This is a genomic window from Nocardioides ginkgobilobae (genome assembly GCF_054781275.1).
In genome coordinates this window covers 15,619-27,863 of record NZ_BAAGUS010000004.1, presented here as the reverse complement: position 1 = coordinate 27,863, position 12,245 = coordinate 15,619, and the positions used below count along the sequence as shown (strand labels likewise).

The 12,245-nt window shown below is 75.2% G+C and carries 8 protein-coding genes; 4 read left to right on the top strand and 4 right to left on the bottom strand.

All coding sequences use genetic code 11. The features are described 5' to 3' along the window. Nucleotides 1-43: 43 nt before the first annotated feature. The 3 genes from ACYVID_RS05270 to gcvT are packed head-to-tail and all read right to left on the bottom strand — an operon-like array spanning nucleotide 44 to nucleotide 2,920. Complete coding sequence (locus tag ACYVID_RS05270; protein ID WP_460735128.1) at nucleotides 44-1,522, bottom strand: hypothetical protein; 1,479 nt, start codon at nucleotides 1,520-1,522, stop codon at nucleotides 44-46. 17 nt (nucleotides 1,523-1,539) lie between these two features. Beyond that, nucleotides 1,540-1,809 carry a hypothetical protein gene (locus ACYVID_RS05265; RefSeq protein WP_300643050.1) on the bottom strand — a complete coding sequence of 90 codons (270 nt, stop codon included), beginning with the start codon at nucleotides 1,807-1,809 and terminating at the stop codon, nucleotides 1,540-1,542. Nucleotide 1,810: 1 nt separating this feature from the next. Continuing rightward, on the bottom strand, nucleotides 1,811-2,920 hold the full coding sequence (gcvT, locus tag ACYVID_RS05260; RefSeq protein WP_460735125.1) for a glycine cleavage system aminomethyltransferase GcvT: 1,110 nt from the start codon (nucleotides 2,918-2,920) through the stop codon (nucleotides 1,811-1,813). A gap of 69 nt (nucleotides 2,921-2,989) precedes the next feature. On the opposite strand from gcvT, the gene ACYVID_RS05255 reads away from it, so the two are divergent. Next, nucleotides 2,990-4,501 (top strand): leucyl aminopeptidase, encoded by a 1,512-nt coding sequence (locus tag ACYVID_RS05255; RefSeq protein ID WP_460735123.1) that lies wholly within the window; start codon nucleotides 2,990-2,992, stop codon nucleotides 4,499-4,501. A gap of 14 nt (nucleotides 4,502-4,515) precedes the next feature. On the opposite strand, the gene ACYVID_RS05250 is transcribed toward ACYVID_RS05255, so the two are convergent. Continuing rightward, a complete protein-coding gene (locus ACYVID_RS05250; protein ID WP_460735121.1) occupies nucleotides 4,516-4,908 on the bottom strand; it encodes a hypothetical protein in 393 nt (130 codons plus the stop codon). A 127-nt stretch (nucleotides 4,909-5,035) separates the two neighbouring features. On the opposite strand from ACYVID_RS05250, the gene lpdA reads away from it, so the two are divergent. The 3 genes from lpdA (at nucleotide 5,036) to ACYVID_RS05235 (ending at nucleotide 12,236) form a co-directional block, all read left to right on the top strand. Beyond that, nucleotides 5,036-6,451, top strand: coding sequence for a dihydrolipoyl dehydrogenase (gene lpdA / locus ACYVID_RS05245; RefSeq protein ID WP_460735119.1), 1,416 nt, complete (start codon nucleotides 5,036-5,038; stop codon nucleotides 6,449-6,451). Nucleotides 6,452-6,527: 76 nt separating this feature from the next. After that, nucleotides 6,528-8,420 carry a 2-oxoglutarate dehydrogenase, E2 component, dihydrolipoamide succinyltransferase gene (sucB, locus tag ACYVID_RS05240; protein ID WP_460735117.1) on the top strand — a complete coding sequence of 631 codons (1,893 nt, stop codon included), beginning with the start codon at nucleotides 6,528-6,530 and terminating at the stop codon, nucleotides 8,418-8,420. A 240-nt stretch (nucleotides 8,421-8,660) separates the two neighbouring features. Next, nucleotides 8,661-12,236: an ATP-binding cassette domain-containing protein gene (locus ACYVID_RS05235; RefSeq protein ID WP_460735115.1), complete on the top strand. Its 3,576-nt coding sequence runs from the start codon at nucleotides 8,661-8,663 to the stop codon at nucleotides 12,234-12,236. The last annotated feature ends 9 nt before the right edge of the window (nucleotides 12,237-12,245 follow it).

Here is a 12,245-nt window from a genome sequence, read left to right as displayed (position 1 = left end):
ACCCTGCCACCTCGCCTCCGACGGGTCAGCGGGGTCAGCGGGGTCAGCGGGCCAGCAGCGCCGCGGTCTCGCCGAACCCGGGTCCGGAGGCGTGCACGACGCAGAAGTCCAGGCGGACCTGGCAGGTCCGCACCTCCACCGGACCGGTGCCCGACGCCCGGCCCACCCCGGACCCGTCGGGCAGGGAGGCCCGGTCGCCCAGGAGGTAGGTGATCTCGTCGGCCCCGGTGAAGCGCACGTCGAGGACGAGGTCCTCGGGCGTGGTGCCGGACGCGCGCTCCTCGCCGGTGCCGGCCTCGAAGACCCGCACGCCGAGGCCGCCCTCGCCGGTGCGGGTCAGCACGAACTCCTCGCTCGGGGAGACCTCTCCCCCGTCACCGGGCACCACCACCCGCGGACCGAAGGGCCCGTCGACGGCGACCCTGCCACCGTCGAGCTGGCGCAGCTCGGTGCTGCCGACCACGTCCACGAGCGACCCGCGGCTCGCGGAGGGACCCACGCTCTCGGTGCCCCCTTCCTCGGGCACCCACGCGGTCTCGCCGTCGGCCTCGGTGAAGCGCAGCACCGGGCCGACCATCCGCAGCAGCCCCACCTGCTCGGCGTCCCCCACCTCCAGCCGGTCCACCACCCGCCCGGTCCCGACGTCGGCGACCTCGACCTCGTCGTCCTCGGTGACCCACGCGACCCGGCCACGCACCGCGCTGCCCACCAGGCCCGGCCCGACCACCGCCTGGCCCAGGAGCGTGCGCTCCCCCGTGCCGGAGAGCGCCACCACCCGCCCGTCGACGTCGAGGTACACCGCCCCGGCCCCCATCTCGACCAGGGCCACCACGTCCGGCACCACGGCCGACCCATCGTCGAGGTGGACCCGGCCGGCGGCGTACCACGCGACGGGGGCGGGGTTGGGACGCCCACCGACGTCGACGGGGCCGAGCGGCGGCTCGGCGACGGGTCGCTCGTCCGGCCCGAGGACGGGCACGAGCAGCCCGACCGCCACCGCGGCGGCCGCAGCGCCGAGGACCAGCCGGCGCGAGGAGCGGGACCGCAGGGGCGTGCGCACCACCTCCGGCGGCACGGGTACGCCGGCAGCGACCCGCGCCACGAGGCCCGGCAGCCCCGGGTCCAGCGCACCGTGGTCGCCCGAGCCGGGCACGCCGGCCGGGTCGCGGCCCAGCGCACCCCACACGACCGCGGCCCGGGTGCGCGGGTCCAGCCGGTCGAGGGGTGCCAGCTCGGGCGGCAGCACCTCGTCGGGGCGGACGCGGTCCCACCACGCGGTGCGGTCGAGCGCGCGCTGCTCGAGCAGCAGGTCGACCAGCTGGTCGTCGGGGTCGCCCGCGATCAGCTCGGACCACCCCGCCCGGACACCGGCGAGGGTGCGGTCGGCCAGCACGGCGGCGTGGTCCGGCGGGGAGCCGAGCAGCACGGCGAGCCGCACCAGGTCGGGGCGGCGGGCCGCGGCGTACTCCTCGGCCTCGCCGGCGGCCTGCGCCCGGGCGCGGCGCGCCGGCCCCTGGACCACTGCCTGGACCGGCCGGCTCAGGCGTGGAGCGACATCGGGCCGTAGACCCGTCGGTCGAGCTCGAAGAGGGTGACGGCGTCGACGCCCTCGCGGGCCAGGTCGGCCCAGGTCTCGCCCACCCACGACTCGGCGTCGCCCTGGCTGGGGAAGCGCTGCCCATCGAGGTCGGCGGCGGCCTCCCCGGTCAGGCGCACCTCGGCGCCGGTCGCGTCCTCCAGGCGCCACCACCAGGGCAGCTCGGCAGGGGTGGGTGCGCGGAACGTGGCGGGCTGCTCGGGCAGCGACATCTCAGACCTCCCGGACCGAGGGCTCGACGAAGGGGGGCTTGGTGAGCTGGAAGACCTCGCGGCGCCCGCGCACGTCCACCGACACCTCGGCGTCCGCGGCGACGGTGGCAGCGACGAGCGCGAGCCCGACGCCCTTGCGCAGGGTCGGGGAGAAGGTGCCGGAGGTGACCTCGCCGACCGGCACGTCGGCGCTGAGCAGCACCCGCATGTGCGGGCGCGGGATGCCGCGGCCGGTCGCGACGATGCCGCGCAGCACCCGCTGCGGGCCCTCCTCGCGCTGGCGCAGCAGCGGCTCGCGGCCCCAGAACTCCGGCTTCGACCACCCGACGGCCCAGCCGAGGCGGGCCTCGACGGGCGTCACGTCGAGGGAGATGTCCTGGCCGTGGAGCGGGTAGCCCATCTCGGTGCGCAGGGTGTCGCGGGCGCCCAGCCCGCACGGCAGGATGCCGTGCTCGGCACCGGCCTCGAGCAGGGCGTCCCACAGCGACTCGGCGGCGGCGTTGGGGGCGAGCAGCTCGTAGCCGCGCTCGCCGGTGTAGCCCGTGCGGCACACGACGACCTCGTGGCCGGCGTGCTCCCCGAGCCCGAAGGCCATGTAGTCCTGGTCGACCGGAAGCCCCAGCGCGGTGAGCACCTCGTCGGACCGCGGGCCCTGGACGGCCAACACGACCATCTCGCGGTGGCGGTCGGTGACGGTGACGCCCGCGGGGGCCGCGGCGGCCAGTCGCCGCACGACCTCGGCCGTGTTGGCGGCGTTGGGCACGAGCAGCACGTCGTCGTCGGCGTGGAGGTAGGCGATCAGGTCGTCGACCACGCCACCGGTCCGCTCGTCGCAGCACAGGGTGTACTGCGCGCGCCCGGGGCCGATCCGGCCCAGGTCGTTGGTGAGGCAGGCGTTGACGAAGTCGGCCGCGCCCGGCCCGGAGACGGTGGCCTTGCCGAGGTGGCTGACGTCGAAGAGGCCCACGGCCTCGCGCACGGCGGTGTGCTCCTTGACGACCCCGGACCCGGCGTACTCCAGCGGCATCGACCAGCCGCCGAACTCCGCCATCTTGGCCCCGAGCGCCTCGTGCCGGGCGTGGAGCGGCGAGGTCAGCAACGGCGTCGACATGGCGTGGAACCTACCCCAGCGGGCACCGCGGGCCCCGTCCCGTCGTGCCCTGTCTCCTAGGCTGCCCGGGTGACCTCCTTCATCCTGCGCAGCGCCAGTCCCGCCAAGACCAAGGTCGACGCCGTGGTGGTGGGCGTCCTCGCCGGGGAGGACGGCGTCTCCCTGGCCGACGGCGCGCAGGACGTCGCCTCGGCGTACGGCCGCAAGCTGCGTCCGCTGCTGGCCTCCCTCTCGATCAAGGGCAGCCTCGGCGAGACCACCCGCATCCCGACCGCCGGCGCCATCAACGCCCCCGTGCTCGTGCTGGTCGGCCTGGGCCGCACCCCCTCGACCGCCGACCTGCGTCGCGCCGCCGGCGCTGCCGCCCGCGCGGTGCCCAACGCGGCGACGGTGGCCCTGGCGCTGCCGACCCCCGGGGCCGCCGAGGTGCGGGCCGTCACCGAGGGGTGGCTGCTCGGCGGCTACCGGTTCACCGCCTACCAGCGCGACACCGCGACGCCCACCGACGGCCCCGGCGAGGTCGTCGTGCTCACCCCCGCCGCCCGCAAGCAGGAGGTCGTCGACGCGCTGGCCCGCGCCCAGGTGGTCGCGCAGTCCGTCGCGGACTGCCGCACCTGGGTCAACACGCCCCCGGGCGACCTCACCCCGCCGCTGTTCGCCGAGGCCGTCCAGGCCGCGACCGCCCCGCTGGCCAAGGGTCGCGGCAAGGTGCTGACGGTGACCGTCCACGACGAGGTCGCGCTGGCCGAGATGGGCTGCGGCGGCATCCTCGGCGTCGGCCAGGGCTCCGACGCCCCGCCGCGCCTGGTCGAGATCACCTACGCCCCCAAGGGCCTGGCCAAGGACGCCCCCCACCTCGCCCTGGTCGGCAAGGGCATCACCTTCGACTCCGGCGGGCTGACCATCAAGCCGGCCACCTCGATGCACGAGATGAAGAGCGACATGGCCGGGGCCGCCGCGGTCGTGCAGGCCACGCTCGCGATCGCCCGCCTCGGCCTGCCGCTGAAGGTCTCCACCTTCGTGCCGATGGCCGAGAACATGGTCTCCGGCAACGCCACCCGCCCCGGCGACGTCCTGCGCCTGTACGGCGGCACGACCGTCGAGATCCTCAACACCGACGCCGAGGGCCGCCTCGTGCTCGGTGACGCGCTCGGCCGCGCCGTCGAGGTCTCCCCCGACCTCGTCGTCGACGTCGCCACCCTCACCGGCCACATGGTGCTGGCGCTCGGCACCCAGGTGGCCGGCGTCCTCGGCACCGAGGAGACCGTCGACCAGGTGCTGGCCGCCGCCGAGACCGCCGGCGAGGCGATGTGGCCGATGCCGATCCCCGAGGAGATGAAGCAGCGCATCACCTCCTCCAAGGTCGCCGACCTCGCCCAGCACGACTGGGTGCGCTGGGGCGGCGGGCTCTTCGCGGCCGCCTTCCTGCGCGAGTTCACCGGCGGCCTGCCCTGGGCGCACCTCGACATCGCCGGGCCCGCCTTCGCCAGCGGCGGACCCTCGGGCCACGTCACCAGCGGCGGCACCGGCTTCGCGGTCGCGACCCTGGTCGACCTCGCCGACGCGCTGGTCGCCTCCTAGGGGTCCGGCCCGTCCTAGGAGTCCAGCTCGTCGCGCAGCGCCTGCTTCTGGGCCTGGCGCTGCCGGGAGTTGTACTCCCGCATCCGCTGCGGAACCCCCACCACCGCGGCGTCGTACGACGGGACCTGGTGGCGGTTGCAGAAGTCGTGGGCCCACTTCACCGAGGGCACCCGGCGTCGGGTCCACTCCCCGTCGTGGGCCACCAGCAGCAGCGTCACGTCGCTCACCGCGGTGCGCGGCTCCACGAACCCCTCGACCCCGCGACGCTCACCCACCCAGGCGTTGAGGTGGTCGACGTCGGCGCCGTCGGCGGCGCGCACGCGCGTCGAGCCGGTGCGGTAGGCGTCCCGGGCAGGCTTGCGCATCTTCGCCCCGGAGCCGCGACGGAAGCGGTCGAGCAGTCCCATGGCACCAGTCTGCCCGACCCACCCTCGGGTCGGTGTCGGGAGCGGTCGCAGTAGTGCAAGGATGGGCGGCGCTCGCGGCAGACCCGTCGCCGCGGCAGCCCAGCCCGACACGAGCCGAAGGACCACGGTGGCCGACCCCGGACACGCACCCGCACACGGCACGGAGTTCGACGTGCTCATCCTCGGGGCGGGGTCGGGCGGCTACGCCTGTGCCCTGCGCGCCGCGCAGCTCGGTCTCTCGGTCGGGCTGGTCGAGGCGGACAAGGTGGGCGGCACCTGCCTGCACGTCGGCTGCATCCCGACCAAGGCCCTGCTCCACGCCGCGGAGGTCGCCGACTCCGCGCGCGACTCCGAGCGCTTCGGCGTCCGGGCCACGCTCGAGGGCATCGACATGGCCGGGGTCAACTCCTACAAGGACGGCGTCGTCGCCCGGCTGCACAAGGGCCTCACCGGCCTGGTGAAGGGCCGGGGCATCACCGTCATCGAGGGCCGCGGCACCATGACCGGCCCGCGCGAGGTCACCGTCGACGGCACGGCGTACTCCGGTCGCCACCTCGTCCTCGCCTCCGGCTCCTACGCCCGCACCCTGCCCGGCCTCGAGGTCGACGGCGAGCGGGTCCTCACCTCCGAGCACGCCCTGCGCCTGCAGCACGTCCCGGCCTCGGTCGTCGTGCTCGGCGGCGGCGTCATCGGCTGCGAGTTCGCCAGCGTGTGGCGCTCCTTCGGGGCCGAGGTCACCATCGTCGAGGCCCTCCCGCGCCTGGTCGCGGCCGAGGACCCGGCCTCCTCCAAGGCCCTGGAGCGCGCGTTTCGCAAGCGCGGCATCGCCTTCCGCACCGCCACCCGCTCCACCGGTGTCGAACGCACCGACACCGGCGTCCGCGTCGGCGTCGAGGACGACAAGGGCGGCACCGGCTCGATCGAGGCCGAGCTGCTGCTCGTCGCCGTCGGTCGCGGCCCGGCCACCGACGGCCTCGGGTTCGCCGAGCAGGGCGTGGCCATGGAGCGCGGCTTCGTCCTCGCCGACGAGCACGGCCGCACCAACCTCGAGGGCGTGTACGCCGTCGGGGACATCGTCCCCGGCCTCCAGCTGGCCCACCGCGGGTTCCAGCAGGGCGTGCACGTGGCCGAGCACATCGCCGGCCTCGACCCGGTCCCGGTGCCGGAGTCGAGCATCCCGCGTGTCACCTACTCCCACCCGGAGATCGCCTCGGTCGGGCTCGACGAGGAGACCGCCCGCGCGACCTACGGCACGGACGCCGTCGAGACCCTCACCTACGACCTGGGCGGCAACGGCAAGAGCCAGATCCTGCAGACCCAGGGCTTCGTGAAGCTGGTCCGCCAGGTCGACGGCCCGGTCCTTGGCGTCCACATGGTCGGTGACCGCGTCGGCGAGCTGATCGGCGAGGCCCAGCTCATCTGCGCCTGGGAGGCCCACCCCGAGGACGTCACCCCGCTCCTGCACGCCCACCCCACCCAGAACGAAGCGCTCGGCGAGGCCCACCTGGCCCTCGCGGGCAAGGCCCTGCACGCGCACGGCTGACCGCCGACCGCGCACAGCGACCCGCACCACCCACAGCAGACCGCAGACCCACGCAACCCGCTACCGAAGGAATCGCATGGCCACCGAAGTCACCCTCCCGGCGCTCGGGGAGTCCGTCACCGAGGGCACCGTCACCCGCTGGCTCAAGCAGGTCGGCGACACCGTCGCGGTCGACGAGCCGCTGCTGGAGGTCTCCACCGACAAGGTCGACACCGAGATCCCCTCCCCCGTGGCCGGCACCCTGCTGGAGATCAAGGCCGCCGAGGACGACACGGTCGAGGTCGGCGCGGTCCTGGCGATGATCGGCGAGGAGGGTGAGTCGACCGGTGGGTCGACCGACAACGCCACCCCCGAGGCCGAGCCTGCCGACGAGCAGGAGGCGGAGAAGAAGGCCGAGCAGGAGGAGGAGGTCGAGGCCGAGACCGGCGAGCTGCCCCCCGGCGACGAGACCCCCGAGCGCGAGAAGCAGGACGAGGCGCCCGCGGCGTCCGGCTCCGGATCCTCCGGCGGTTCCGGCGGTGGCGGCGGTGGCGGCGGCGGCACCTCGGTGACCCTGCCCGCGCTGGGCGAGTCGGTCACCGAGGGCACCGTGACCCGGTGGCTGAAGCAGGTCGGTGACGACGTCGCCGTCGACGAGCCGCTGCTCGAGGTCTCCACCGACAAGGTCGACACCGAGATCCCCTCCCCCGTGGCCGGCACCCTGCTGGAGATCAAGGTCGAGGAGGACGAGACCGTCGAGGTCGGCGCCGAGCTCGCCGTGATCGGCGACGGCTCCGCCGCGCCCGCCGAGGCCCCCCAGGAGGAGGCCCCCCAGGAGGAGAAGCAGCCCGAGCCGGAGCCGGAGCCTGCGAAGGCCGAGGAGCCCGCGAAGGCCGAGGAGCCCGCCCCCGCCGCCCAGGAGACCCCCTCCGAGCCGGCCGCGCGTGCCTCGGAACCCCCGAAGGAGGAGGCCCCGAAGCAGGAGGCCCCGAAGCAGGAGGCCCCGAAGCAGGAGGCACCCCAGCAGTCCGCGCCCGGAGGCGACGGCCCGGGCTACGTCACGCCGCTCGTGCGCAAGCTCGCCGGGCAGCACGGCGTGGACCTGTCCACCGTCGAGGGCACCGGTGTGGGTGGCCGCATCCGCAAGCAGGACGTGCTCGCCGCGGCCGAGGCCGCCAAGAAGCCGGCCGCTGCGCCTGCCGCACCGGCCCCGGCCGCCTCCGGCGGGTCCGCGCAGCGCGGCTCCTCGGGCACGCCGGTCCCGGTGAACCCCTCGCCGCTGCGCGGCACCACCGAGCCGCTGTCGCGGCTGCGCAAGATCATTGCGGCGCGGATGAACGAGTCGCTCGCGACCTCCGCGCAGCTGACCCAGGTCGTCGAGGTCGACGTCACCAACATCGCGCGGCTGCGCGAGGCGACCAAGGCCGAGTTCGCGGCCCGCGAGGGCGTGAAGCTGTCGTACCTGCCGTTCTTCGCCAAGGCGGCCGTCGACGCGCTCAAGCAGCACCCCAAGCTCAACGCCACGATCGACGACGAGGCCGGCGAGGTCACCTTCCACGACCACGAGCACGTGGCGTTCGCCGTCGACACCGACAAGGGCCTGCTGACCCCGGTGGTCAAGGACGCCGGCGACCTGTCGATCTCGGGCCTGGCCAAGAAGATCGCCGACGTCGCCGACCGCACCCGCACCAACAAGATCACCCCCGACGACCTGTCGGGCGGCACCTTCACCATCACCAACCTGGGCAGCGTCGGGGCGCTCTTCGACACCCCGATCATCAACCAGCCCCAGGTCGCCATCCTCGGCCCCGGCGCCGTGGTGAAGCGTCCGGTGGTGATCGACGACCCGAACCTCGGCGAGACGATCGCGGTGCGCCACATGGTCTACCTCGCGCTGACCTACGACCACCGCCTGGTCGACGGCGCCGACGCCGGTCGGTTCCTCCAGGAGGTCAAGCAGCGCCTCGAGTCGGGTTCCTTCGAGGTCTGAGCCTGTCCCGAGCTCGCTCGGGACAACGCGAGGAGGTCGAGCAAGCGCCACGACCGAGCCTGCGAGGTCGTGACGCGCGTGTCGAGACCCGGTCGATGAACTGAACAGCACCACCGCACGGCCCGCCCGGGACTCCCGGGCGGGCCGTCGCGCGTCCTCGCCCGCGTGCCGCCGCAGCGCCGTGACCCCACCGTTATTGTGGAGCGCATCGTCGGTGCCAGGACTTACGGTGCAAGCACCGTGACCAGCACCGTCTCACCGCCCACGAAGCGGCCACCCCAGCCCCGTCCGCCCGCCACCGCCCACCGCCAGCCCGTCGACTGGCGCCGGCTCCGCGGGCCGGTCGCCCTCGCCTGCGTCCTCGGCGCGTTCCTGGCCGCCGTCGGCACCAGCCTCGGCACGGTCGTCGCCGGCCAGCTGGCCGAGGACCCGACCACGGGCCTGGTCGGCCTGCTCGCGCTCTGCGTCGTCGGTGGCGCCCTGGTCGACACCGTGGCCCGCACCGTCTGGGCCGGGGTCGTGGACCGGGCCGCCGGGCGGCTGCGCGGCGACCTGCTCGACGCCGCCATGGCCCAGCCACTGGCCGAGCTGTCCGAGCAGGCCGTCGGCGAGGTCCTCGACCGCGTCGACGACGACACCCACGAGGTCGGCACCCTGCTGCGCCAGAGCGTGTGGATGGCGATGCGCACGCTGCTGGCCTCCGGGCCGCTGTGGATCGTGGCCGGCCTGACCTGGTGGCCGGCGTTCGTCCTCTTCCCGGTCTCGGCGGTGGCGACGTTCTCGTTCGTGAAGTCCCGGCTGCCCGAGATCTCGCGCCGCAAGGTCATCGAGGAGATGGCCTGGACCGACCACGCGGCGGCCATGGAGGAGGGCATCGCCGCCCGCGACGACCTGCGCACCAGCCTGGGCCAGGCCTACGTCGTACGCCGGTGCACCGAGCTGGCCGCGACCCTGCACCGCCGCTTCGACGAGGTCCTGGCCATGGAGGCCAGCGTGGGTCGCCGCACCGGCACCCTGCTGCACGCGATGCTCGCCGCCACCGGCGTGGCCGGCGTCGCGCTGGTGGTGGACGGGCGCCTCTCGACCGGGGCGCTGGTGACGCTCTTCCTGGTGACCACGCAGTTCGTCGGCCAGGTCGACCAGCTGGCCCGGCACCTGCCCGACCTCCAGGCCGGCTTCGGTGCCGTCCTCCGGCTGCGCCAGCTGCTCGCGGCCGCGCCCGAGCCGACCGGTGGCCTGCCGATGCCCGACCGCGTGCCCGAGGTGCGCTTCCGCGACCTGCACTTCAGCTACGGCGGCAACGCCACCTTCGCCCTCGAGGGCGTCGACCTCACCGTGCGCGCCGGCACCACCTGTGCCCTCGTCGGGCGCACCGGCTCCGGCAAGTCCACGCTGGCCTCGCTGGTCTCGCGCGCGGTGGAGCCGCGCCCCGGCACCGTGCTGCTCGACGGCGTCGACGTGCTCGACGTCGACCTGCAGCAGCTCCGCGCGCGGGTCGGCGTGGTCACCCAGCGCACCGAGATCCTCGCGGGCACCCTCGCCGAGAACATCACGCTCTTCGCCGACCTGCCGCGCGAGCGGGTCGAGTCGGCCGTCGCCGAGCTCGCCCTCACCGACTGGGTGGCCGGCCTCCCCCAGGGCCTGGACACCGCCCTCGGTCCTGGCGGCCTGACCCTCTCCGCCGGCGAGGAGCAGCTGGTCGCCTTCGCCCGGCTGCTGGTCCGCGACGTGCACGTGGTCGTGCTCGACGAGGCGACCGCCCGGATGGACCCGGTCACCGAGGCCCGTGTGGTGCGCGCCGCCGACCGGCTGCTGACCGGGCGCACCGGCCTGCTCGTGGCCCACCGCCTCAGCACCACCGCCCGCGCCGAGCAGGTCGTGGTCATGGACCACGGCCGCGTGGTGCAGGAGGGCACCCGGGCCGAGCTGGTCAGCCGTCCCGGCCCGTTCCGCACCCTGCTGGAGGCCTCGAGCACCGGCCCGGGCCACGACGCCCTCGACGACCGGGGCGCCGGCGACCCCGGCGACCCGGCGTCCGACGGCGACGAGCCGGTCGCACATTCCTCGCTGGACGTCGGCATCGGCACCGCGCGCCGCATCGGCACCCCGCCCGTGCCGCCCGCCCTGAAGCCGGTCCCGAGCCTGACCCGGGGCACCTGGAACGCGCTCATGATCGAGCCCCGGTGGGGCTTCGTGGCGATCTGGCTCTTCCTGCTCTCCGCCCTCACCGGGGCTTTCGGTGCGGTCACGGGCTGGCTGTGGGGCCTCGTGATCGCCGACCTGCAGGCCGGCGGCGCCCCGTGGGCACTGACCGGGGCGCTGGTCGTTTCGATCCTGGTGGCCCCGCAGCTGCTGGCCTCCGCCATCCGCCGCTACCCCCGCTGGTGGGTCGCGGTGATGCTGCGGGTGCGTGCGGCGGTCCTGCAGGGCCAGACCGACCAGCGACGCCTGCACCGGACGCCGCCCGGCGAGGCCGTGGCGCGCGCGATGGACGCCGACCGCTTCGCGCGGTACGCCGACCGCTGGGTCGACTTCAGCAACGGTCTGCTCATCGCCCTGGTGACCTCGCTCATCGCCCAGAGCCTGCTGGCCGGCGGCATCCTGCTGCTCGTCATGGTCGTCTCGGCCCTGGCCTCCTCGCTGGGACGCCGGGTGGCCGGTCGCTCGGCCGCCGCCTCCTCCGCGGCGCGGGCCCGCTTCGGCCGGTCCCTGGTCTCGGCGCTGGAGTCGGTGCGCACGGTGAAGCTGGCCGCCGCGACCCCGGCGGTCCACCGGCACCTGCGCGAGGTCGACGACGGCCGCGTCGAGGCGCAGGTGCGGGAGCACCGCGTGCAGGCGATGCTCGACGGCGTACCCATCGTGATGGTGCAGTGCGGCGTCGTGGCGGCCTGGGCGGTCTTCGTCGGCGGCGGCTGGGGCCTGGCCACCGCGCTGCTGGTGGCCAACGCGGTCAGCGGCTTCGACTGGTTCGGCCGGGTCGCCGGCGCCGTGGTCACCGAAGCCCCGGGCACGAAGGCCTGGATGCGCGCCACGAGCGAGCTGGCCGGGGGCGGCGACCTGATGGACCTGCCCGAGGGCCTGGACCTGGTCCACGGCACCTCCCCCGCTCCCGCCCCGGTCGAGCGCGAGCCGTTGCGCGCGCTGCGCCTGCGTGGCTTCACCGCGGTCCACGACGACGGCACCCTGGGCGTCGAGGACGTCGACCTCGACGTCGAGGCCGGTCAGCTGGTGCTCCTGCTGGGCCAGGTCGGGTCGGGCAAGTCCTCGCTGCTGGCCGCCCTGGCGGGTCTGATCGGCAGCACCGGCGACCTGCACTGGAACGGCCGGGCCCTCGACGACCCCCAGGTCCAGCTGCGCCCGGGTCGGGTCGCGCACGTGGCCCAGGTGCCGAGGGTGCTCTCGGGCACCTTCCGCGGCAACGTCGCCCTCGACCACCCCGACCGCTCCGTGGAGCCGGCCGTCGCGGCCGCGCGGCTGGGGTCGGACGTCGCCGAGGCCGGCGGGGTCGACGCGCTGGTCGGGCACCGCGGGGTGCGGCTGTCCGGCGGGCAGGTCCAGCGCCTGGCACTGGCCCGGGCCCTGGCCTGCGACGCCGAGCTGCTGCTGGCCGACGACGTCTCCTCCGCCCTCGACGCCGCCACCGAGATCGAGCTGTGGGAGTCGCTGCGCGAGCGCGGTGCCACGGTGGTCGGTGCGACCTCGAAGGCTGCCGCGCTCGCGCGGGCCGACCAGGTCGTCGTCCTGGCCGAGGGCCGCGCCGTGGACGCCGGCCCGTGGGACGAGCTGTCGGCACGCTGGTCGCACCTGGCCGGGTGAGCCGGGCCC